A 21710-nucleotide genomic window follows, 5' to 3' on the forward strand; every position below is an offset into this window, starting at 1 on the left:
TTCACGTATGTGTGGACGTGGTCCGGGTGGGTCTACGTCGCGTTCGTGTTCGACGCGCACTCCCGCCGCATCATCGGATGGCGCGCCGCGACGAGCATGACCACCCCGCTCGTGCTCGACTGCCTCGATATGGCTCTTTTCACCCGCCGCCGCGAAGGCGTCACAGGGTTCGCCGGGCTCACGCATCACACCGACGCGGGCAGCGTCTACACGTCAATCGCCTTCACCGACCGGCTCGCAGGCGAAGGCATCGACCCCTCGGTCGGATCCGTCGGTGACGCCTACGACAACTCGCTCGCGGAGTCGCAGATCGGGCTCTACAAGTCCGAACTCATCCACCACGAGGGTCCCTGGCGGGACGTCGATCAGGTCGAGGCGGCGACCGCGTCCTGGGTGCTCTGGTTCAACACCGAACGCACCCACGGCTCCATCGACGACCTCACACCCCTCGAGCTCGAGCAACTCGACTACGCTCGCAACGAACCGGTCACGAGAGCCGGCTGACACCAGCAAACAGCTCTCCGGACATGCCGGGGCGAGTCATATCCTCGCCAGCTTCACCTGTTCGGCAGGGTCCGACGTGTCAGCGCATCCGGGCTTGAAATCCCCGGTTGTGATGAAAAGGTGCGTCGGCCACGAGGCGCGGCCGGGGTTCATGAAGAACGTGTGCAGATGTCGCAGATCGTTCGGAACAAGACCCAGCTCCTCTTCAAGCTCGCGTCGTGCCGCTGCGATAGGTTCCTCGTCCTGGCGGCCACCGCCCCCAGGTAGGTCGTAGATCCAACGATCGAGTGGGTACCAATACTGACGCGAGAGAAGAACATCAGATCCATCGACGACGAGCGTCGCGACCGAGAACGGCACACTCTCGTCGACCTCGAATTGCGATCGGGAACCGTCTGGGAGAAGTACCTCGTGATCGACTAACTTCACGCGACCCTGATGCACTACCGCGCGCCCGACTGTTCTCCACCGTGTTTCGAGCTGACCTTCCATCACTCCACCTTAGGCAGAAGGCGTCGAGCTGAACGCTCCTGTCGAGGAAGATCGCCTAAGGCAACTTGGGCACCCGAATGCGCGCTTGCGCACCTGCTACTCGAGCGACGAGCGAATCCAATCATCGACTCCCGCGGGATAGAGCGGCATCGCGAGGCCTGTGTCATCGAACGGGCGCCACACCACAGGCACTATCGAACCGTCCGACTCAGTGAGCGTCCCTCCCTCTTCGGCAGGCACGGGATCGAGCGTGCCGGAGTACAAAGCGACGATCTCGTGGCCGACCTCGCCGTTGAAGCGAAAGATGTTCTCGATCATGCCGAGATGCTTGAGGCCAACAATGCGCGCTCCAAGCTCCTCATCCACCTCGCGGACTATCGCCTCCCTATGCGGCTCACCTAGTTCGACACTCCCTCCAATCAGCCGATGAAATCCAGACGGATTCTCAATGGTCGGCGCGTTGACGCTGACGAGATGGCAAGAGCCGTCGGCGCTGGGAATGACCAGCATGGCCTTCACGCGAATGTAGGAACGATCAACAGACATGTCCTCATCATCTAGGCAAGTCCCCACCTCGCCGGAAACGATCGTTTACGGCTGCGGTCCAGAGGCAGGGATGGAATGCCTGCCGCAAACGGTCGCCATATCCACCGAGCGGCAAGGGTTCTCGGCTGGCCTGCCAACCATCATGCGCGCACGGAACGGCTCAGAAGAACCCGGAGGTCTTCACGCTTGGCGTCATTGGCAGACCCTTCTTACGAACGCAGGGCGTCTCGGTTACGCGACTGCGGGCGTAGGCGCGCCGGCGCGCCGTCTAGGGGTGGCGACAAGCACGAGCCCGAGAAGTGGCGTAACAAAGGTCAGCATGGGTGTGAGTGTGATGCCGATCAGCACGGTGTAGGTTGCCGCCGTCGCCGCCCCGATAGCTACGCGCAGCATGAGGGCAACCGGCGTTGGCGCGGCCACTGCCCATCCCAGGGCGATTCCGATGCAGGCGACAGCTACCACCCAGATGGGGCCGAGATCGCCTGCCCCAGCGGAGATGGCGTAGTCGAGGGCGAGGAGGCAGAATCCGACGCTGGCAGCGCAGACCGGGATCCAAATATCGCGTTGTCTGGATCGGGAGCGCGAGCTTGCAACCAGTCCCACGCCAATGAGGGCAGGGATCGTGCTGATGCTCAAGATGATGATGCCGTGGCGCATCGCGGCTGTTGAGTCCCCACCCAGAGGTGACCAAGCCTCCCCGGTGAAGGCCCACGCCACCCCCAACGACCCGGCCAGCAACGCTGCAAGGCCGGCGACACGGCGGGCAAGCGGACGCGGGCGGCCGGGCTGCCACCGAGATGCAGGCGGAGCAGCAGGTGTAGATGGCGCGCGGCGGGAAAGCGCTGCGATGATCAGTCCGACCAGAGCGATGAGGCCGCTCACGAGTGGGGACATGAACGTCATTAGCCCAAGAATGGGCGCTGCGACAACACCACATGCGGCACTGATGATGATCCGTGCCGCAATCGGCAAGCGCGATCGGGAGAGGATCGCGAACAGCACCAGACCCAACCCGATTGCGGATAGCAGGAGGCCGGAAGCAGCCAGAGGCAGGAATGCAGCTGCGAGCCCTGTCTGGGGCAAGCCCGCGTCGGCGTTATCGAAGCCGCGACTCCACGACACCGCCGCAAGACCCCCGCAGGCACCCGCCAGCACCGCAACGAGCACCGTGAGCAAAGAGCGCATGTCCCCCAAAACACCGGCGGAGCGCAAGAGTGCAACAAGAGCGACCGCTGTGGCGGCAGGTGCAACGCCCGCAGAAAGCGTCAATGCCACCTCGTGCTGCAGCTCTGCACCCGGTTTTACCAGCCAGATCAGACCGATCGACGCGGCGACTGCCGCGAGCATCCCAGCCGTCGCCCAGATCAGCGCAGTGCGGGGGTTCAAGCGCGCCGCGAGCCCGTGGATCATGGCAGCACGGGTGTCAACAGCTGTGGGGCGTTGCCGCCCATGATGGTCGGCGTCTTCCAACAGCATCCCCATCAGCGCCTGCCCGTGCTCGTTCCGCCACGCACGCGGATACCATCGCAGCAACCTGAGAAACGCGCGCTCGCTTTCCGGCGCGTTCATGCCATCGCCGTTCGCGCGGTCACCGGCCGGAACGAACCGAGACGTTCGCGGGCAACTCGCGCTCTTCGCTCCAGCACATCGACCTCGACCTTCAACGCCTCAGCGCCCGAGTCATCCAGAACGAAGTATCGACGAACGCGCCCGCTTACCACTTCTTCACCGTCCGAGCGGATCAACCCGTCCCGCTCAAGTCGCTCGAGCGTGGCGTAGAAGGTTGTCACCTTCAGCGCCTCCCGGCCCTCCGACGCACTCTCCACCTCACGCAAGATGTCGTACCCATGACGACGGGCGGAGGCTAGTGCCGTCAGTATCCAGAAGCTCGCCGAGCTCAATTGAGTAGCCATGATGCGATACTACCGCTACGGGAGTATTCCCACCTGCGAAACTGCTGCAGGCATTGATCGGCGCTGGGACGCTGAGCTTTCGCGAGTGACATACTCGACCCACCGAAAACGATCGTTTCCGGGGGAACCAAGTGCACGACCCGACAGGGGTGCCGTTAACGCTCGTCGCAACCACGAATCGGCAGGCGTTTCTGGCGGAGGTTGGATTGATCGACAGCCGGTCGACGTTCTGGTCTTGCAACCAGTGGGATAATCGCCGCATGATCCGCGTCGTGCTGTTCGACCTCGACGGCGTCATTCGTCACTTCGATCGGGATTACACGACCGGCATAGAGCTCAGACACGGGCTGGCTCCCGGGACGCTCGAAGGCATCGCTTTCGCGAAACCATTGATTGAAGCGGTGACGACTGGTCGGATCTCCAGAGCCGAGTGGATCCGACAGGTCGGTGACCGTGCCGGGAGCGTCCAGGCTGCTGACGAGTGGGGAGTCCAACCTGCAGTCCTAGACGTCGCCGTCTTAGAGTTGGCCGACAATGTGCGCAGCCTTGGCCTTCGAACGGCAGTGCTCACGAACGGTACGGACACCATCCCCGCGGAGGTCGCTGCGATGGGCATTGCGAAGAGGTTTGATGCGATCTTCAACTCGGCGGACATCGGCTTCACGAAGCCAGATGTGCGTGCCTTCCGACACGTCTTGGATGCACTTGACGTGGGACCAGGCGAGATCTTCTTCACAGATGACTCTGCATCGAAACTTTCCGGTGCTGCCAGTCTCTCGATGCGCACCCATTTGTTCGAGGGCGTCGAAGGCCTTCGAGCTCGGCTCATCGCCGAGGGTGTCGCGCTTTGAGCAACACGGCTCACAGCCGTTCGGCGTAGAAGGTGCTGTTTGAGCACCCGCCGGAAACGATCGTTAGTGGCTGGGCTCGAAGGTGTGGAAAGTGGTTTCGAGGAGGGCTAGTGGCGTGCGTTTTTCGTTCTCTTTGGCCCAGGTGGTGAGCGCGATGTCGAAGCAGGTGAGGCTTGCGTGAACGAGGACTTCGGCGTGGATCGCCGTGTCTGGACCGGTGAGTTTCTTCTCAATGAGCGGTGTCAGCATGGTTGCCCAGAGGATGTGCTTTTCAAGATTGCGGGCTCGGAGCGAGGGCGTGCTGCCGAGTACGCGCATCACTCGCTTGCGCCGGTCGTCGTGCGTGTTGGGGCCGAGTAGGAGCGAGGCGTAGGCGGCGCGCAGCGACTCCCAGGCTGGTTCCTCGACTGGTCGAGCAGCCAGCTCGTCGCGGACGATCTCACCCCATCGTGCTCCGTCGCCTAGGACGGCATCTTCCTTGCTGGGGAAGTACCGGTTGAAGCTGCGTGCAGAGATTCCCACGGCGGCCGCGACTTGCTCGACGGTCACGTGATCGAATCCGTGCTCGGCAAACAGATCGACCGCTTGGTCGGCGATTTGTGAGCGCACGGACTCGCGCGTCAGCTCCCGAAGAGTTGGGCGGGTCGTAGTCGTGGGCATGCATGTAGCTTACTACGACGAAACTGTCTGAGTCAGACAGAATAGGCGTATAGTGACGTTTGACACGAAGGGAATCACCATGATGGAACAACGGACTCTCGGTACGCAGGGGCTCTCGGTGGGAGCGCTCGGCTACGGATCGATGGGCACCGCGGTGGGGTACGGCCCCGCTGACGACACCGAATCCATCGCGGCAATCCGCCGCGCTCACGAGCTGGGCGTCACGCACTTCGATACCGCAGAGATGTATGGCTGGGGCGAGGGGGAGAAGCTGCTCGGGCAGGCACTTGCCCCGATCCGCGACGAGGTCACTATCGCTACCAAGTTCGGATTCACACCGAGCTACGCGCCGAACTCGCAGCTCGACCATGTGCGCGAGGTCGTCGACACCAGCCTGCGCAACCTTCAGGTCGACTCGATCGACCTGCTCTATCAGCACGTCAATGACCCGGCCGTGCCGGTCGAAGACGTGGTGGGCGTGATGAAAGAGTTCGTCGACGCGGGCAAGGTCAAGTACATCGGCCTGTCCAACACCACCCCTGAAAACGTGCGGAAGGGGCATGCCGTGCACCCGGTGTCCGCGGTGCAGACCGAGTACTCGATCTTCGCGCGCGAGTCCGAGGCGTTCTTCCCGGTGCTCGAAGAACTCGGCATCGGGCTCGTGGCCTACTCGCCCCTAGCACGCGGGTTCCTTTCCGGGGCCGTCAAGCCTCGCGACGCGTATGGACCCCGTGACTTCCGTCAGAACATCCCCTGGTGGGCACCCGAGAACTACGAAGCGAACGTTCAGATCGTCAATCAGCTCACCGAGCTCGCTGAGAGCAAGGGCGTCACGCTCTCGCAGCTCTCGCTCGCATGGCTGCTCGCCCGGAAGGACTACATCGTCCCGATCCCCGGCTCACGTAACCCCGCGCGCGTCGGAGAGAACATCGCCGCCGCCGATATCCAGCTCACGGCCGACGACCTCTCCCGTATCGACACCATTGCACCCCACGGCGGCATCGGCGGTCGCCAGTGACCAACGAACCCGTCGTTATCTCGATCGAGTTTCACATCAAACCTGGCCACGAGAACACGGTTCGCGACGGGCTGACCCGCGCATTGCAGGCCTCTACCGATCCGGCCCTCCTCACCGGCCAGGTTCTCGTAGACACGGCCGACGAGTCCCATGTGTACGCGATACAGACGTGGGCAAGCGCTGATCTGTTCCACGCTCACATGCACGCTGCCGGAGGCTTCGACAGCCTCAGCTCCGTCCTGAAAACGGAACCACACGTCGTGCTGACGACCGTACACAGCCGACGCTGAGCGATCAGAAGAACGCCGGGGTGGCCGATCCCCCTATCGGCCACCCCGCGGATGGGAATCTCAGGCAGGACGGGACCTAGGCAAAGCTGGGACCCTCTGCGCTCTCGTGCCGTAAACGATCGTTTCTGGCGACCAGGCCGACGAGGACCATCAAGCGCGCGACACGCCGAAGCGTGACCCGCCGAAACCCTCCGCCGAAACCTAACCGCACCGAAACGCGTGTGGTACGTATTCGGCGGAGTGTCGGACGGGCGTTCTCGACAGCGAATACGCCGGTCACGATTACGCCGGGTCACCAGTAGGGTTTCGAAAGCCGTGCGTTCACACTGCCCCGTCAGTCGCTGAGCGTGGAGAACTCCGCAGGAATCGCGTGCAGATCGACGAACTGAACGCCGGGCAGTTCCATGGGTGTGCTCCGCGTCGTCTTCAACGTGGCGGCATCCAGACGGTGCACATCGCCGACGTAGGTTCGACCGCCGCTTCGATCTGCGAATGAGAAGTCCCGGACGTACAGGTCGAGCTGCCCGTCGGGTGACGCCACCAGTCGTTCGGCCTTCGCATCCTCCCCGTCCCCGAACTCGCGTTCGAGGACGACGGAAGCGCCATCGGGCGAGAGCAACGCGACGCCATGCTCCAGCAGCACGTAGATCCGCTCCCCCAGGTTCTCGATTCGGACTCCCGTGTCCGAGAACTCGGTGATGAGCGTTTTATCCCAGGTCACCGTGTCTATCCGAACCAATTTGTTCCAGGCGAAATCCGGGTAGTCATCAATATCGTGGAATGAATCGGACTCGAGGCAATAGAGCGTCTCACCAGTCATCGCACATGACTGGATTCCGCCTGTGCCGGGCCGGTCGTGCTGGGCCAGCACCGTCATCTCGTTGGGATCGACCACGATGATCCGTGATCCATCGCCTTCCGGTTCAGATGCCTCGATCTGGCCGGCCAAGTACAGCTCATCGCCGTGGAGGATCGCACTCTCCAGGTACCCGTGCAGTTCGAGGCTGCGCAGCGTCTTGCCGGTGCGGTCATGGACGACGAGAGGGTTCGAGTAGCCCTGCCCATCCTGGCCGACATTGACGAGCGAAGCGATCTCGTCATCTCCCAACCAGGCTGCGGCCGTGACGCCGGTCCCCTCGGGGTAGTCGAGGTGTCCGGTGTCCACCGATCCGTCGTCGTTCACGAAGGCAAGATCTGCGGAGCGTGCACCGAGCAACCCCACGGTCGTCGGCGCGTCGATGCGGGTGGACAGATTGACCGCGGTGAGTTCTGCGGTCGCGATGACGGCTCCGTCATCGTCGACGGTAGTCGCGTTACCGCGACGCGTATCCATATCGGTGTAATAGACGGAGTACGCGCCCGCTCCCGGCTCGATATCACCGTGGAGCCCCGGTCCCCCGAACCCGAGCATCGAACATCCGGATCCGATGAGGAGGATGCCCGCACAAGAGACGACGGCGAGGGTAGCTCTGAGCGAGCTCTGAGCGAGCTCTGAGCGAGCTCTGACCCGATACATGTCGTCCGCGGTATCGATTCTCTGCTCTAGCCACGCCTTCAGACTATCCGTGTGTGACGCACCGGACTTTCTCTCTCTCCTTACTCGGTACGGGGTGTTGCGCTCGATGCACGACCAGCGATCCCTCAGCCGATAGGCTCGCCGCATGACGGCACCCGGGGGACGAAGCCTGCTCGATCGTGTTTTCGACGCGATGATCGGCCTTAAAGGCCTGAATGGCGTTCTGGAGCTGCTCGGCGGGCTCGCTCTCCTGATCATCGATATCGAACATCTGCGCGGCATGCTGCGCTGGGTCAGCGTCCACGCTTTCGTCTCGCATCCGGATTCGGCGATCGCCCAGTGGATGAACGCCTTCGCCGATAGGCTCGGGGCGGACTCGGCGGATTTCGCGGGCTGGTACCTCATGCTGCACGGGGCGATCAAGATCGCGATGGTGTGGGCACTGCTCAAGCAGAAGCTGTGGGCGTACCCGTGGACGCTCGTCGTGATCGCGGGATTCATCGTCTACCAGTCGTATGAGATCATTTTCCACTTCACCTGGATGATGGTGCTCCTCACTGTTTTCGACCTCGTCGTGATCTGGCTCACCTGGCGAGAGTGGCAGGAGCAGAAGACGCGTCTCGGGGCCCCGTCGCCGGAGTCCTCTCCCGTCGAGGGGTAGCGTAGAGAGCGTGCCGATCGCCTCCCCCGCTCCCCGTCAGACACCCGGGTGGAGAGGCTGGCTGATCTGGGCCGTCGGCGTCGCCGCGTACATGCTCGCGATAGCGAACCGCACATCTCTCGGAGCCGTCGGCGTCGACGCCGCCGAGCGCTTCCACGCGGATGCTGCGACCCTCTCGCTCTTCGCGGTCGTGCAACTCGCGGTCTACGGCGGTATGCAGATCCCGATCGGCGTGCTGCTGGACCGATACGGCGCGCGTCCCATCATCACGGCGGGCATGTTCCTCATGGCGCTGGGGCAGCTGACGATGGCCCTCTCCCCCAGCATCGGCATCGCGATCCTCGCGCGCGTGCTGCTGGGCGCCGGTGATGCCGCGGTGTTCCCGGCGGTCCTGCGGCTGGTCGCCACCTGGTTCCCCTCGCAGCGTGGACCGGTGATGGTGCAGCTCACGGGCGTGATCGGTCAGGCCGGTCAGCTCATCGCCCTCGTCCCGCTCGCAGCGCTGCTTCACTCGACGTCGTGGTCGATCGCCTTCGGCAGCTTCGCCGGACTCGGGGTGCTCTTCGGCATCCTGGTCTTCGCGCTCATCCGCAACCATCCGCCGGAGTCCCCCGCCGACGTCACCGTCGACACCGAGACGGGTGTGGTGCGCATCGTGACCTCATCGGTCGATACGGAGGTCGGTATTCGTGCGGCCTGGCGTCACCCCGGCACGCGCCTCGCGTTCTGGTCGCACTTCACGACGCCCTTCGCGGGTACGGCGTTCGTGCTCCTGTGGGGCATGCCCTTCCTGACCGCCGGCGAGGGTCTCTCCGCTGCACGCGCGGCGGGGCTCATATCGGTATATGTCGTGGCGGGAATGATCCTCGGGCCGGTCATCGGGGATCTCTCCCGTCGGATGCCGAATCAGCGCTCGCTGGCACTCGTACTGCCGGCGACGGCCATTCAGTGCATCGCCTGGCTCGCCGTGATCTTCTACCCCGGTTCGGCTCCCGATTGGCTGCTGTATGTGCTCGCCGTAGCTCTGGCCTTCGGCGGACCCGCATCGATGATCGCATTCGATCATGCCCGCACGCACAACCCCGCTCATCGGTTGAGCACGGCGACCGGACTCACGAATGCGGGCGGCTTCGTGGCTGCTCTCCTCGCAGTGTTCCTCATCGGCGTGACGCTCGACCTGCAGGGCGCCGGTACTCCGGACACCTATTCACTGGATGCTTTCCGCCTGGCGTTCTTCATGCAGGTGCCCCTCTGGGCGCTGGGGGTGACGTTCATCCTCATCGAACGCCGCAAGACCCGCATTCGCATGGGCTTCTGAAAACGGCTCAGCGCCGGCGCGGAGTCCAGCCCGACGGGAGAGCGCCATCGTCGATCGCTCGCTCCCGGTCGGCCTTCGCCGACCATCCCTGAGCCGCGTCGAGCGCGTCGAACCCTCCCCGCGCGATGCGCATGCCGACATCCTCATGGTGCATACGGGGCGCTCCCCCGCGACGCACCGATGCGCGTACATTCCACGCATCGTCGGCATAGCCGCCGCCGCGGAAGACCCGGTATTCGTCGTAGCGGGCCGGATCCAGCAGATCCCAGCACCACTCCCAGACGTTGCCGAGCGTGTCGAACAGGCCGTTCAGGTTAGGCATCCGTCCGCCGACGTCCTGCGGTGCGCGGACGCCGTCCGCGGCGGTCCACGCGATGTCCCCGAGCAGTCCGTACGTCGGCGTCGTCGACCCGGCGCGGCAGGCGTACTCCCACTCCGCCTCCGTCGGCAGGCGGTAGCCGTCGCTGTCGACATGCCAGGTGACGTCCTCGCCGTCGAAGGAGTAGGCAGGGTCGAGGCCCTCCCACTCGGAGGCCGCGTTGCAGAAGCGGACGGCGCGCAACCAGCTGAGATCAGCGGCAGGACGTCGCGGATGCCGAGCCTCGATGCCGAGGACCTCGGCGAACTGCTCCTCGGTCACGGCATACACGCCGATCTCGAAAGCTTCGAGGTGCACCGTGCGATGGATCTTCCTCCGGGCATCGTGCAGGGTCACGGAACCCGCGGGGATGCGAGCCATCTCGATGTCGCTCATACCGGCGCCGCTTTCTCTCCCCCATCCAGCCGCACCGCGAAGATGCGCATGAAATATTGGCACAGCGGACCGACGAGCAGGGCGAAGGCGAGGGTTCCGATGCCGACGTTGCCGCCGAGCGACCAGCCGACCGCGACGACCGTGACCTCGAGGCCGGTGCGCACCACCCAGATGGGCCAACCGGTGCGCGCATGCAATCCCGTCATCAGTCCGTCGCGCGGGCCGGGGCCGAAGTGCGCGCCGATGTAGAGGCCGGTGGCAGCCGAGAGCACGAGCAGTCCGAAGATGAAGAAACCGATGCGCAGCCACAGCGACTGGTTCACGGGTATGAGGAGAAGGCCCACATCGGCCGACGGTCCCACGAGCAGTGCGTTGAGCACCGTGCCGATGCCGAAACGCTGCCGCAGAGGCAGCCACAGCAGCAGCACGACTATGCTGATGAGGATCGTGATCGTGCCGAACGTCAACGGCACATGGCGTGCGACGCCCTGCGAGAGGACATCCCAGGGAGCGGCGCCGATCGCGCCGCGGATCATGAACGCGATGCCGATCCCGTAGAGGAACAGCCCGACGAGGAGTTGTGTGATGCGGCGCGGAAGCCGACGCCCCCGCGACGACGTCACCGGGGAACCCGTTCCACCCAGGAGGGGTACTTCGCGGTACGTCCGTCGCCGGACGAAGTGCGTGTGATGCGGCGCTTCATCCACGGGCCGACATGCTCGCGGTAATAGGCGAATCCGCTGGGACCCGCGGAAGCGGTAGCCGACGGCGCCCACCATTCGGCGGGCGGTTCGTAGCCCAGTGCATGCAGCACGCGCGCTGCCACCCGATGGTGGCCGGCGGCGTTCATGTGCAGACGGTCTTCCGACCAGTAGGCGCCGCGGGCGAGCTCCTGGTCGGGCCAGTTCAGTGCGCGGATGACGTCGTCACGGCCGGCGACGCGGCGCAGCACCGCGGCCGAGAGTTCATCACCCCGACGTTGGATGAGGGAGCCCATGGGCAGCTGCCCTGCGGGGTTCGCCCCGGAGAGGAGAATGAGGGTGACACCCTGCTCATCGCAGCGGCGCAGCACGCGGGAGAACGTGTCGGCGATGTGCTCGAGATCGGCGCGCGGGCGCAGCATGTCGTTTCCGCCGCCGTTGAACGACAGGTGCGTGGGCTTCAGGGCGAGAGCGGGCTCGAGCTGCTGCTCGATGATCGGCCAGGCGAGCTTGCCACGGATGGCGAGATTGGCGTACTGGATGCTGTGCCCCGCAGCATCCGCCCATCCCTGCGCCGCGATGTCCGCCCAGCCGCGCACGCGGCCGTCGGGCAATTCATCACCGACGCCCTCGCTGAATGAATCTCCGATGGCGACGAATCTGACAGCACTCACGCATCCAGCCTATTCCCGCCGAGCCGACCGCGCGTCATCGGTCGTCGAGAGCGAGGCCCCGACGGTCGACGAGACCCCAGGCTGCGATGGCCGCGATGACGAAGAACGCGCTGAACACGACGAACAGCAAGGATGCTCCGCCCTTGACGAGCAGAACGGGAACGGCGAGCGGCGCGATGATCGACGCGATGCGCCCGACTCCCGCGGCCCATCCCGAACCGGTGGCGCGCATCGAAGTGGGATAGATCTCGGGCGTGACGGCGTAGAGCGCACCCCAGGCTCCGAGGTTGAAGAACGACAGTGCCATCCCGGAGGCGATCACGGCCGTATCGCCGCTCGCTGTGCCGAAGGCGATCGCCGATGCGGCGGAGCCGATGAGGAAGACCGACAGCGTCAGTCGGCGTCCCCACACCTCGATCAGCCAGGCGGCGACGGCGTAACCGGGAAGCTGCGCGAGGGTGATGATGAGGGTGAACCCGAAGGAGCGGACCAGGTCGTAACCGGCGTCGACGAGGATGCTGGGGATCCAGATGAAGGCGCCGTAGTAGGAGAAGTTCACGCAGAACCACACGAGCCAGATGCACAGCGTGCGCGTGCGGAACTCCCGGCCCCACAGGCGAGACAGGCGCGATCCGGTGGGCGCGGCGATCGGTTCATCAGCGACAGCGATCGCTTCTGCTGCGGGGGCGATGGTTCCGGCCGAGGCCTCGAACTGCTCGACGATGCGCTCCGCCTCCGCGGTGCGTCCGCGCGAGGCGAGCCAGCGCGGCGACTCCGGCAGGCCCCAGCGCACGATCAACGCGTAGACGGCGGGTATCGCACCGATCGCGAAGGCCCAGCGCCAGCCTGAATCGGATGCCGGCACGATGAAGTATCCGATCAGGGCCGCGGCCGTCCAGCCCACGGCCCAGAACGCCTCGAGGAAGACGATCAACCGGCCGCGGATGCGCGCCGGGGCGAATTCGCTCACATAGGTCGAGGCGACCGGAAGCTCGGCGCCGAGGCCGAGACCCACGAGGAAGCGGAGCACCAGCAGCATGGCGAGCCCGCCGACGAGAGCGCTCGCTCCGGTGGCGATGCCGTAGACGAGCAGGGTGAGGGCGAAGATCTGCCGCCGCCCGAAGCGGTCGGCGAGAAGCCCACCCAGGCTCGCGCCCAGCGCCATGCCGATGAAACCGACCGACGCGATCCAACCGCTCTCCGTCTTCGTCAGGTCCCATTGGACCGTGAGCGCGGCGAGGATGAACGAGATGAGGCCGACATCCATCGCATCCAGCGCCCAGCCCAGGCCGGAACCGGCGAGGAGCCGTCCGTGACGACGGGTGAACGGCAGGCCGTCCAGCCGTGTGGAGAGCGAGGCGCCCGGAGTCTTATCGGTCATACGTTCATCGTAGAGCCGTCCCTCCGGGCGCCGAACGCTCTCAATCGTCGGCGGCGAGGATCTCGCGCACCCGCGGGATGACCTCGGTGCCGTACAGCTCGATGCTCTGCATCATCTGCTCGTGGCCGAGAGTTCCTGTGGAGTACTTCAGATCGAAGCGACCGAGTCCGAGAGTGCGGATCGTTGCGGCGATCTTCTGCGCCACCCGCTCGGGCGACCCGGAATAGATCGCGCCGGCCGGCCCCACATCGTTCTGGAAGCGGGCACGGCTGTAGGCGGGCCAGCCGCGCTCCGCGCCGATCGTGTTGTTCATGGCCTCGAACCCGGCGTATGCCGCGTCCCAGGCTTCTTCGTCCGTGCGCGCGATGTGACCCGGAGAATGAACGGCGATCGGAAGCACCGGTGTGCCCATGGCCGCCGTCGAGCGGTGGTAGAGATCGACGAACTGACGGAAACGCTCCGCCGGGCCGCCGATGATCGCGAGCATGAGGCCCAGCCCGTGCCGCGCGACGCGCAGAACCGATTCGGGGCTTCCGCCGACACCGACCCAGGTGCGCAGGCCGTTCTCCGTCTTCGGGAACACATCCGCGTTCTCGAGGGGCGGACGCATGGTGCCCGACCACGTGACCGGCTTCTCCTCGAGCAGCTGGACGAACAGCTCGAGCTTCTGTTCGAACAGCGCCTCGTAGTCGCGCAGGTCGTATCCGAACAGCGGGAACGACTCGATGAACGATCCACGGCCGAGCACGACCTCCGCGCGGCCGTGGGAGAGAGCATCCAGCGTCGCGAAGCGTTCGAAGACCCGCACGGGATCGTCGGAGGAGAGCACCGTGACGGCGGTGCCCAGGCGGATACGCTCGGTGCGAGAGGCGATCGCGGCCAGCACCATCTCGGGCGCGGAGACGGCGAAGTCGGGGCGGTGGTGTTCCCCCACCCCGAAGAAGTCGATGCCGAAGCGATCGGCGAGCGCCGCCTGATCGACCACGTTCCGAATCGTCTGCGCGGCGGTCAGCAGCTCGCCGTCCGCGCCCCGCGTGATGTCGCCGAAGGTGTCCAGCCCGAACTCGATGGTCATGTCAGCCCTTTCGTATGTGACTGAATGAACCGCAGCGGGGTGCGCGGCATTCCCGCGCACCCCGCCGGGCGATTCTCAGCGCAGCAGCGCGGTGCGCAGAGTGTCGAGCCCGACACCACCCATGTCGAGGGCGCGCTTGTGGAACTGCTTCACGTCGTAGGCATCGCCCTGCTGGGCGCGGTAGTCATCGCGAACCTGTTCCCAGATCCGCTGGCCGACCTTGTATGACGGCGCCTGGCCGGGCCAACCGAGGTACCGGTTGACCTCGAACTGCACGAACTCATCCGACATGTTCACGTTCTGACGCATGAAGTCGAGCGCGTAGTCGGCGTCCCAGATGCCCTGGCCGTCGAGGCGCTCCTTGCCGAGGTGCACGCCGATGTCGAGCACGACGCGTGCTGCGCGCATGCGCTGTCCGTCGAGCATGCCCAGGCGATCGGCCGGGTCATCGAGGTATCCCAGCTGCTGCATGAGGCGCTCGGCATACAGCGCCCAGCCCTCGGCGTGCCCCGAGGTGCCGGCGAGCAGACGACGCCAGGAGTTCAGCTCCGCCCGGTTGTACACCGCTTGCGCGATCTGCAGGTGGTGCCCTGGAACGCCCTCGTGGTACACCGTGGTGAGCTCACGCCACGTGTCGAACTCGGTGACGCCCTCGGGAACCGACCACCACATGCGGCCGGGACGGGAGAAGTCATCCGTCGGGCCCGTGTAGTAGATGCCGCCCTCCTGCGTGGGGGCGATCATGCACTCGAGGCTGCGGATCTCCTCCGGGATTTCGAAGTGCGTGGCGCCGAGCTCGGCGATCGCACGGTCGCTCGTCTCCTGCATCCACCGCTGCAACTCATCGGTGCCGTAGAGCTTGTGAGCGGGGTCGGCCTCCAGATGCGCCACGGCCTCTTCGACGGTCGCCCCGGGCAGGATCTCATTCGCGATTGCGGTCTGCTCGGCGACCATGCGTGCGAGCTCTTCGCGACCCCACTCGTACGTCTCATCGAGGTCGATGACGGCGCCGAGGAAACGGCGCGAGTGCAGGGCGTAGAGGTCGCGTCCGACGGCGTCGATATCGGATGCCGCGGGGGCGAGATCCTCGCTGAGGAAGGTGCGCAGCTCCTCGTAGGCCGCGCGGGCCGCATCGGAACCCTGCGTCAGATCCTTCGCGAGCGACGCCGGCATCTCGCCGTCGGCGAGAGCGGCCGAGCCCGTGAACTCGGCGAAGAAACCATCGGCGGCCGTGTAGCGCGCGATCTGCGCAGCGACCTCGGTCACCTGGCGCCGCGCGGGGACGACGCCCCGGGCGATGCCCTCCTGAAGGGTCTGCGTGTAGCCGCGCAGCGTCTCCGGCACAGCCGACAGCCGCTTCGCAATCGTCTCCCAATCGCCCGCGGTCGCCGTCGGCATGAGGTCGTAGACCTGACGGATGTCCTGCGCCGCGGATGCGATGACGTTGATGTCTCGCAGATGCCACTGCGCGTCATGGAACTCGAGTTCGAGATCCAGCTCGCTCAGCAGATCGGTCTTCGTGACCTCATCGATGGCATCAGTCGGCGTCAACGCGGCAAGGGCCACGCGGGTCTTGCGCACCTCGGCCGCATAATCGTCGTGGCCGGCCGGGCTGAGATCGCCATAGCGGTCATCGGCCTCGTCGCGGCCGATATAGGTGCCCAACGTCGGGTTGAGGATGGAGAGGGTGTCGACCCACTCCTCGGCGACGGCATCGATGGGGGTAGGGGTGCGCGGGGTCAGCGTCATGCTTCTCAGCGTAGCGCCGCCCCGCGCGCGGAGTCGGGCAGGTCAGTGCGCGGCTTCGTCCCAGTTCGCTCCCCAGCCGACGCTGACGTCCAGCGGAACCGTCAGGGATGCGGCATCCGCCATTCGGGTGCGCACGATCTCCTCGACGACATCGCGTTCGCCCGGGGCGACCTCGACCACGAGTTCGTCATGGATCTGCAGCAGCACGCGCGAGCGCAGCTCCTTCTCGCGCAGTTCGGAGTGCACGTGGAACAGGGCGAGCTTCATGATGTCGGCCGCACTCCCCTGGATCGGAGCATTCAGCGCCGCGCGCTCGGCGTTCTCGCGCAGCACCCGGTTCGGGCTCGTGAGGTCGGGGAACGGGCGGCGTCGACCGAAGATCGTTTCGGTATATCCGTCTTCCTTCGCCTGCATGACCGAGGCGCGCAGGTAATCGCGCACCGCGCCGAAGCGGTTGAAGTACTCGAGCATGAGCTTCTTCGCCTCGGACTGCTCGATGCGCAGCTGCTTCGCGAGGCCGAAGGCGCTGAGACCGTAGACCAGGCCATACGACATCGCCTTGACCTTCGTGCGCATCGCGGGCGTCACTTCGGCCGGTTCGACGCCGAAGACCCGGGCGCCGACGAAGCGGTGGAGGTCTTCACCGGTGTTGAACGCCTCGATGAGGCCTTCATCGCCCGACAGGTGCGCCATGATGCGCATCTCGATCTGCGAGTAGTCCGCGGTCAGGAGCGTCTCGTACCCCTCGCCCACATGGAAAGCGCTGCGGATGCGGCGCGATTCCTCCGTGCGAACAGGAATGTTCTGCAAATTCGGATCGGTGCTCGACAAGCGACCCGTCTGGCTGCCGGTCTGCACGTACGTGGTGCGGATGCGCCCGTCGTCCTTGATCGCCGTGTCGAGCGACTCGATGATCTGACGCAGCTTCGTCGCCTCGCGATGCTGGCCGAGCAGCTCGAGGAACGGGTGCGGCGACTTCTCCTGCAGATCGGCGAGGGAAGCAGCATCCGTGGAATAGCCGGTCTTCGTCTTGCGGGTCTTCGGCAGCTGCAGGTCTTCGAAGAGGACTTCCTGGAGCTGCTTGGGAGAGCCCATGTTGAACTCACGGCCGATCGTCGCGAACGACTCCTGGACGATCGCCTCGGCACGGCCGGCGAGTTCGGCGGAGAACGTCGAGAGAAGCTCGTGCGAGACGGCGACGCCCGCGATCTCCATATCGGCCAGGGCGAGCACGCTGGGCAGCTCGATGTCCGTGAGCACGGTTGCCACCGGAGCGGGCAGGTCACCGCGCAGCGCTGCGGCGGCGCGCAGCGTGAACCACGCCTCCTGCGCGGGGGTCGCACCGTCGGTCTCGGGAACGAGCTGCGACGGGTCGGCGACCGGCATCTTCTCGCCCAGATAGCGATCGACCAGGTGCGAGAGCGTCTTGTCGGGGAAGCTCGGCCGCATGAGCCAGCCCGCGAGCAGAGTGTCGTACGAGAGTCCGCCGAGACGGATGCCGGCACGGAGAAGCGCCTTTACCTGCGGCTTGGCATCGTTGAGCACCTTCGGTGCATCGGACTCGAGCCAGGTGCGCAGAGCATCGGCAGCGGCATCCGTCCAGTCCGACTCGCGGAGCTCGGTCGGACTGGCGAATCCGATACGTGTGCCGAGACCGCCGGCGGTGGCGAGCGTCACCGCGACTTCATCCTTTTGGGAGTCGAGCCACGTGACGAGATCGGTGACCGTCGCATCGACCGCGGACGGCATCTCCACGGCAGGCTCTTCCGCCGCGGGATCCTCCCCGGCGCCCACCGCGTCGAAGACGCGGGGCAACAGCGTGCGGAACTCCAGGCGGGCGAAGATATCGCGCACAGCCTGCGCATCGATCGGCGCGACCGCGAGGTCAGCGGGCGCGAGCGGCAGCTCGACATCCGTGAGCAGACGGTTCAGGCGGCGGTTGCGACGGACGTCCTCGAGGTGCTCGCGCAGATTGCCTCCGACGACGCCCTTGATCTCTTCGGCGCGCTCGAGGAGCTCGTCGAGGGTGCCGAACTGGGTCAGCCACTTGACGGCAGTCTTCTCCCCCACCTTCGGCACACCGGGCAGGTTGTCGCTCGTCTCACCCACGAGAGCTGCGATGTCGGGGTACTGCTCAGGCCGCACACCGTAGCGCTCCTGCACCGTGGCGGGGTCGTAGCGCTTCAGCTGCGAAACCCCCTGCACCGACGGGTAGAGCAGGGTCACCTCGTCGTTCACGAGCTGGATCGTGTCGCGATCGCCCGAGACGACGAGCACGTCATAACCGAGCTCCGATCCCTGCTTGGAGAGGGTGGCGAGGATGTCGTCGGCCTCGAAGCCCTCCTTCGTCAGCACCGGGATCGACATCGCTCCGAGCACCTCCTGCAGCAGCGGCACCTGCCCGCGGAACTCCTCGGGCGATGCCGAGCGGGTGGCCTTGTACTCGGGGTACTCATCCGTGCGGAACGAGTGCCGGGAGGTATCGAAGGCGATCGCCAGGTGCGTCGGCTTCTCAGCCTTGATGAGGTTCACCAGCATCGACAGGAACCCGTAGATGGCGTTCGTGTGCTGGTTGTCCTTGGTCGTGAAATTCTCGACCGGGAGCGCGAAGAAGGCGCGGTAGGCGAGCGAATGGCCGTCGACGACCATGAGGGTAGGCTTTGCGGAGTCCGTCACTCCCCCAGCCTAACGAGGACGGCAGACAACCGCTGAGGAGGATCCGTGAGCACGAGTGACGAGATGACCGGTCTGGAGTGGGTTCTCCACCGCGGCATCGGGGCCCTGGCAGAGAAGATGGGCATGCAGTTCACCGAATTCACGGTGGAGCGCGCCGTCGCCACGATGCCCGTCGAGGGCAACACCCAGCCGGTCGGTCTTCTCCACGGCGGCGCCTACGTCGTGCTCGGCGAATCGCTCGGTTCGATGGCCGCAAACCTGCACGCCGGTCCCGGGCGCCTCGCGGTCGGCGTCGACATCAACGCCACGCACACGCGATCGGCGACATCGGGAATCGTCACCGGCGTCTGCACGCCCGTTCATCTCGGCCGCAGCGTGACGGTCCACGAGATCGCTGTGACCGACGATCAGGGGCGACGCTGCTCGACGATCCGGATCACGAACATGATCAAGGACCGTCCGGCCTGAGAAAAAAGAAGTCGGAGCCGGTGAACCGGCTCCGACTCGAATCACGCCTTCTTGGGTGCGAGCTGCTCGATGATCGCCTTGGCGACATCCTGCATCGTCAGACGACGATCCATGGATGCCTTCTGGATCCAGCGGAAAGCCTCGGGCTCGCTCAGGCCCATCTTCTCGTTGAGCAGGCCCTTGGCCCGGTCGACGAGCTTGCGGGTCTCGAAGCGCTCGACCATGTCGGCGACCTCGGCCTCGAGCGTGATGATCTGCTCGTGGCGGGCCAGCGCGATCTCGATCGCAGGAAGAAGGTCGTTGGGCGTGAAGGGCTTCACGACGTAGGCCAGAGCGCCGGCCTCGCTCGCACGCTCGACGAGCTCCTTCTGGCTGAAGGCGGTCAGCAGCACGACAGGAGCGATGTTCGCCTTGTGCAGGCGCTCCGCGGCGCTGATGCCGTCGAGCTGCGGCATCTTCACGTCCATGATGACGAGGTCGGGGCGCAGTTCGGTGGCCAGAGCAACGGCGGTCTCGCCATCGCCCGCCTCACCGACGACATCGAAGCCGTTGTCGCGGAGGATCTCGACGATGTCGAGTCGGATCAGCGATTCGTCTTCGGCGACGACGACGCGTCGAGGGGCGGATGCCGTGGGCTGCTCAGACAATTCTTGCTCGGTCACAGCATCCATTCTAGGGGACGCACCCTGGGAGTCGCCGCACCCGGGCGGGTGTTGGCGGGAACGGGGCCCGCTCTGCGCTAAAGTCGATACGGCGATATTCCAGCCGGCGTGGCGGAATGGTAGACGCGGAGCACTCAAAATGCTTTGTCCGAAAGGACGTGTGGGTTCGAGTCCCACCGCCGGCACATAAAAACAGTGAAACCCACCGGATGGCGATCATCCGGTGGGTTTCGCTGTTTCAGCCCAAAGCTCAGTCCCTGAGAGAACAGTTCATTCCTGTTCCGCGCACGACGAGGGGGACGGAGCAGTTCGCTCCGTCCCCCTCGTCTGCAACAGGTGTCAGAGACCTGCCTTGTAGATCGGTGCGGCTCCGTTGACAGCATCCCCGACCTTGTGGACGCGGATGTCGTTCGTGGAACCCACGATTCCGGGAGGGGAACCGGAGATCACGACGACCTTGTCCCCCTCGACGGCCAGACCGTTCTTCAGCAGGTAGTCATCCACCTGCAGGAACATCAGGTCGGTGTGCTCGACCGGCTCGACCAGGGTCGAGCGCATGCCCCACGAGAGAGCCATGCGACGGCGGATGCCGGGCTCCGGCGTGAACGCGAGCATCGGGATGCGCGAGCGCAGACGCGACAGACGACGTGCCGAGTCTCCCGACTGCGTGAACACGCAGAGGAACTTCGCCTCGACGAAGTCGGCGACCTCGAGGGCCGCGAGCGTGATCGCCCCGCCCTGGGTGCGCGGCTTCGTGGTCAGCGGCGCGATGCGCTCCAGGCCGTGCTCCTCGGTCGACTCGATGATGCGAGCCATCGTCTCGACGACGACCACGGGGTACTCGCCCACGCTCGTCTCGCCCGAGAGCATGACCGCGTCGGCACCGTCGAGGACGGCGTTGGCGACATCGGAGGTCTCGGCGCGGGTCGGAACCGGGCTGGAGATCATCGACTCGAGCATCTGCGTGGCGACGATGACCGGCTTCGCGTTGCGACGAGCCAGCTCGACGGCGCGCTTCTGGACGATCGGCACGGCCTCGAGCGGAAGCTCGACGCCCAGGTCGCCGCGGGCGACCATGATGCCGTCGAAGGCCGCGACGATCTCTTCGAGCGCGTCGACGGCCTGCGGCTTCTCGATCTTGGCGATGACGGGGACCTTGACGCCTTCTTCCGCCATGATCTCGTGCACGCGGGTGACGTCTTCGGCGTTACGCACGAACGACAGCGCGATGACGTCGGCGCCGATGCGCAGACCCCAGCGGAGGTCGGCCTCGTCCTTCTCGCTCAGAGCGGGCACGTTCACGGCAACGCCGGGCAGGTTGATGCCCTTGTTGTTCGAGACAGCGCCGGCGACGATGACCTTGGTGGTCACCACCACGCCGTCGGTGGAGACGACCTCGACGCGGACCTTGCCATCGTCGATCAGCAGGAAGTCTCCGGGCTTGACGTCCTGGGGCAGGCCCTTGAACGTCGTGCCGCAGATCTCGCGGTTGCCGATGATGTCTTCTGTGGTGATCTTGAAGATGTCACCGGCGGCGAGCTCGTAGGGGCCGCCCTCGAACTTGCCGAGACGGATCTTCGGGCCCTGCAGGTCGACGAGAACGGCGACCGCCTTGCCCGCGTCATCCGCCGCACGACGAACATTCGCGTAGTTGGCGTCATGGACGGAGTAGTCGCCGTGGCTGAGGTTCAGCCGGGCGACGTCCACACCTGCTTCGATGATGGCTCGGACGTTCTCATAACTCGAGGTTGCCGGCCCCAGGGTGGCGACGATTTTCGCGCGTCTCAACTAATTCTCCAGA

At 65.4% G+C, this 21710-nt stretch carries 22 protein-coding genes and 1 tRNA gene; 8 read left to right on the top strand and 15 right to left on the bottom strand.

Annotation, left to right across the window (positions count from 1 at the left end):
- On the top strand, positions 1-504 hold a 504-nt coding region (locus tag ACWAUG_RS07955; protein WP_460802100.1), incomplete at its 5' end, for a transposase.
- 36 nt (positions 505-540) lie between these two features.
- On the opposite strand, the gene ACWAUG_RS07960 is transcribed toward ACWAUG_RS07955, so the two are convergent.
- The 4 genes from ACWAUG_RS07960 to ACWAUG_RS07975 form a co-directional block, all read right to left on the bottom strand.
- Positions 541-996 carry an NUDIX hydrolase gene (locus ACWAUG_RS07960; protein WP_460802101.1) on the bottom strand — a complete coding sequence of 152 codons (456 nt, stop codon included), beginning with the start codon at positions 994-996 and terminating at the stop codon, positions 541-543.
- 96 nt (positions 997-1092) lie between these two features.
- Positions 1093-1542, bottom strand: coding sequence for an NUDIX domain-containing protein (locus ACWAUG_RS07965; protein ID WP_460802102.1), 450 nt, complete (start codon positions 1540-1542; stop codon positions 1093-1095).
- 231 nt (positions 1543-1773) lie between these two features.
- Positions 1774-3111: a hypothetical protein gene (locus ACWAUG_RS07970; RefSeq protein WP_460802103.1), complete on the bottom strand. Its 1338-nt coding sequence runs from the start codon at positions 3109-3111 to the stop codon at positions 1774-1776.
- Positions 3108-3455, bottom strand: coding sequence for a PadR family transcriptional regulator (locus ACWAUG_RS07975; RefSeq protein ID WP_460802104.1), 348 nt, complete (start codon positions 3453-3455; stop codon positions 3108-3110). Before ACWAUG_RS07975 ends, ACWAUG_RS07970 begins: the two co-directional genes overlap by 4 nt.
- A gap of 260 nt (positions 3456-3715) precedes the next feature.
- Between ACWAUG_RS07975 and ACWAUG_RS07980 the strand changes: the two genes are divergently transcribed.
- Entirely contained in the window at positions 3716-4306 is a 591-nt protein-coding gene (locus tag ACWAUG_RS07980; protein WP_460802105.1) for an HAD-IA family hydrolase, read from the top strand.
- A gap of 63 nt (positions 4307-4369) precedes the next feature.
- On the opposite strand, the gene ACWAUG_RS07985 is transcribed toward ACWAUG_RS07980, so the two are convergent.
- Positions 4370-4966: a TetR family transcriptional regulator gene (locus ACWAUG_RS07985; RefSeq protein ID WP_460802106.1), complete on the bottom strand. Its 597-nt coding sequence runs from the start codon at positions 4964-4966 to the stop codon at positions 4370-4372.
- 79 nt (positions 4967-5045) lie between these two features.
- Between ACWAUG_RS07985 and ACWAUG_RS07990 the strand changes: the two genes are divergently transcribed.
- Together ACWAUG_RS07990 and ACWAUG_RS07995 are read left to right on the top strand one after the other, a co-directional pair.
- Positions 5046-5984, top strand: a complete 939-nt coding sequence (locus ACWAUG_RS07990) for an aldo/keto reductase (RefSeq protein ID WP_460802107.1) — start codon at positions 5046-5048, stop codon at positions 5982-5984.
- Entirely contained in the window at positions 5981-6274 is a 294-nt protein-coding gene (locus tag ACWAUG_RS07995) for a putative quinol monooxygenase (RefSeq protein WP_460802108.1), read from the top strand. Before ACWAUG_RS07990 ends, ACWAUG_RS07995 begins: the two co-directional genes overlap by 4 nt.
- A gap of 334 nt (positions 6275-6608) precedes the next feature.
- Here the strand turns inward: ACWAUG_RS07995 and ACWAUG_RS08000 are convergent, their stop codons facing one another.
- A complete protein-coding gene (locus ACWAUG_RS08000) occupies positions 6609-7685 on the bottom strand; it encodes a hypothetical protein (protein WP_460802109.1) in 1077 nt (358 codons plus the stop codon).
- Positions 7686-7935: 250 nt separating this feature from the next.
- Between ACWAUG_RS08000 and ACWAUG_RS08005 the strand changes: the two genes are divergently transcribed.
- A complete protein-coding gene (locus ACWAUG_RS08005; protein ID WP_298036163.1) occupies positions 7936-8451 on the top strand; it encodes a DUF2127 domain-containing protein in 516 nt (171 codons plus the stop codon).
- Positions 8452-8542: 91 nt separating this feature from the next.
- The gene (locus ACWAUG_RS08010; protein WP_298036704.1) at positions 8543-9769 is read left to right on the top strand and encodes an MFS transporter; all 1227 of its coding nucleotides are present in this window, start codon (positions 8543-8545) and stop codon (positions 9767-9769) included.
- 7 nt (positions 9770-9776) lie between these two features.
- Here ACWAUG_RS08010 and ACWAUG_RS08015 read toward each other — a convergent pair whose 3' ends face one another.
- From ACWAUG_RS08015 to polA, 7 genes are all read right to left on the bottom strand, one after another.
- On the bottom strand, positions 9777-10523 hold the full coding sequence (locus ACWAUG_RS08015; protein ID WP_298036166.1) for a formylglycine-generating enzyme family protein: 747 nt from the start codon (positions 10521-10523) through the stop codon (positions 9777-9779).
- Positions 10520-11146, bottom strand: a complete 627-nt coding sequence (gene yczE / locus ACWAUG_RS08020; protein WP_298036169.1) for a membrane protein YczE — start codon at positions 11144-11146, stop codon at positions 10520-10522. Before yczE ends, ACWAUG_RS08015 begins: the two co-directional genes overlap by 4 nt.
- The gene (locus ACWAUG_RS08025; protein ID WP_460802110.1) at positions 11143-11898 is read right to left on the bottom strand and encodes an SGNH/GDSL hydrolase family protein; all 756 of its coding nucleotides are present in this window, start codon (positions 11896-11898) and stop codon (positions 11143-11145) included. Before ACWAUG_RS08025 ends, yczE begins: the two co-directional genes overlap by 4 nt.
- A 34-nt stretch (positions 11899-11932) precedes the next feature.
- On the bottom strand, positions 11933-13279 hold the full coding sequence (locus tag ACWAUG_RS08030) for an MFS transporter (RefSeq protein WP_298036174.1): 1347 nt from the start codon (positions 13277-13279) through the stop codon (positions 11933-11935).
- Between the two features lie 40 nt (positions 13280-13319).
- Entirely contained in the window at positions 13320-14354 is a 1035-nt protein-coding gene (locus tag ACWAUG_RS08035) for an LLM class flavin-dependent oxidoreductase (RefSeq protein WP_298036176.1), read from the bottom strand.
- Between the two features lie 75 nt (positions 14355-14429).
- Positions 14430-16103 (bottom strand): DUF885 domain-containing protein, encoded by a 1674-nt coding sequence (locus ACWAUG_RS08040; RefSeq protein WP_460802111.1) that lies wholly within the window; start codon positions 16101-16103, stop codon positions 14430-14432.
- 42 nt (positions 16104-16145) lie between these two features.
- Complete coding sequence (gene polA / locus ACWAUG_RS08045; protein ID WP_460802138.1) at positions 16146-18752, bottom strand: DNA polymerase I; 2607 nt, start codon at positions 18750-18752, stop codon at positions 16146-16148.
- Positions 18753-18842: 90 nt separating this feature from the next.
- Between polA and ACWAUG_RS08050 the strand changes: the two genes are divergently transcribed.
- Positions 18843-19247: a hotdog fold thioesterase gene (locus ACWAUG_RS08050; RefSeq protein WP_298036707.1), complete on the top strand. Its 405-nt coding sequence runs from the start codon at positions 18843-18845 to the stop codon at positions 19245-19247.
- Between the two features lie 41 nt (positions 19248-19288).
- Here the strand turns inward: ACWAUG_RS08050 and ACWAUG_RS08055 are convergent, their stop codons facing one another.
- The gene (locus ACWAUG_RS08055) at positions 19289-19909 is read right to left on the bottom strand and encodes an ANTAR domain-containing response regulator (RefSeq protein ID WP_298036184.1); all 621 of its coding nucleotides are present in this window, start codon (positions 19907-19909) and stop codon (positions 19289-19291) included.
- Positions 19910-20011: 102 nt separating this feature from the next.
- Here ACWAUG_RS08055 and ACWAUG_RS08060 point away from each other — a divergent pair.
- Positions 20012-20094: transfer RNA gene (locus ACWAUG_RS08060), tRNA-Leu, on the top strand.
- Between the two features lie 154 nt (positions 20095-20248).
- Here the strand turns inward: ACWAUG_RS08060 and pyk are convergent.
- Positions 20249-21697 carry a pyruvate kinase gene (gene pyk / locus ACWAUG_RS08065; protein WP_298036187.1) on the bottom strand — a complete coding sequence of 483 codons (1449 nt, stop codon included), beginning with the start codon at positions 21695-21697 and terminating at the stop codon, positions 20249-20251.
- Between the last annotated feature and the right edge of the window lie 13 nt (positions 21698-21710).

The organism is Microbacterium sp. GXF6406, from assembly GCF_054798215.1.

What these genes read in the sequence shown, in the direction of transcription:
- ACWAUG_RS08005 (WP_298036163.1), top strand. Translation starts at nt 7,936, where the DNA reads ATGACGGCACCCGGGGGACGAAGCCTGCTCGATCGTGTTTTCGACGCG.
- ACWAUG_RS07990 (WP_460802107.1), top strand. Translation starts at nt 5,046, where the DNA reads ATGATGGAACAACGGACTCTCGGTACGCAGGGGCTCTCGGTGGGAGCG.
- ACWAUG_RS08030 (WP_298036174.1), bottom strand. Translation starts at nt 13,279, where the DNA reads ATGACCGATAAGACTCCGGGCGCCTCGCTCTCCACACGGCTGGACGGC.
- ACWAUG_RS07985 (WP_460802106.1), bottom strand. Translation starts at nt 4,966, where the DNA reads ATGCCCACGACTACGACCCGCCCAACTCTTCGGGAGCTGACGCGCGAG.
- ACWAUG_RS07960 (WP_460802101.1), bottom strand. Translation starts at nt 996, where the DNA reads ATGGAAGGTCAGCTCGAAACACGGTGGAGAACAGTCGGGCGCGCGGTA.
- ACWAUG_RS07970 (WP_460802103.1), bottom strand. Translation starts at nt 3,111, where the DNA reads ATGAACGCGCCGGAAAGCGAGCGCGCGTTTCTCAGGTTGCTGCGATGG.
- ACWAUG_RS08035 (WP_298036176.1), bottom strand. Translation starts at nt 14,354, where the DNA reads ATGACCATCGAGTTCGGGCTGGACACCTTCGGCGACATCACGCGGGGC.
- ACWAUG_RS07975 (WP_460802104.1), bottom strand. Translation starts at nt 3,455, where the DNA reads ATGGCTACTCAATTGAGCTCGGCGAGCTTCTGGATACTGACGGCACTA.
- ACWAUG_RS08010 (WP_298036704.1), top strand. Translation starts at nt 8,543, where the DNA reads ATGCTCGCGATAGCGAACCGCACATCTCTCGGAGCCGTCGGCGTCGAC.
- polA (WP_460802138.1), bottom strand. Translation starts at nt 18,752, where the DNA reads ATGGTCGTCGACGGCCATTCGCTCGCCTACCGCGCCTTCTTCGCGCTC.
- ACWAUG_RS08040 (WP_460802111.1), bottom strand. Translation starts at nt 16,103, where the DNA reads ATGACGCTGACCCCGCGCACCCCTACCCCCATCGATGCCGTCGCCGAG.
- ACWAUG_RS08000 (WP_460802109.1), bottom strand. Translation starts at nt 7,685, where the DNA reads ATGCTCGGGTTCGGGGGACCGGGGCTCCACGGTGATATCGAGCCGGGA.
- ACWAUG_RS08015 (WP_298036166.1), bottom strand. Translation starts at nt 10,523, where the DNA reads ATGAGCGACATCGAGATGGCTCGCATCCCCGCGGGTTCCGTGACCCTG.
- ACWAUG_RS07980 (WP_460802105.1), top strand. Translation starts at nt 3,716, where the DNA reads ATGATCCGCGTCGTGCTGTTCGACCTCGACGGCGTCATTCGTCACTTC.
- ACWAUG_RS08050 (WP_298036707.1), top strand. Translation starts at nt 18,843, where the DNA reads ATGACCGGTCTGGAGTGGGTTCTCCACCGCGGCATCGGGGCCCTGGCA.
- ACWAUG_RS07965 (WP_460802102.1), bottom strand. Translation starts at nt 1,542, where the DNA reads ATGTCTGTTGATCGTTCCTACATTCGCGTGAAGGCCATGCTGGTCATT.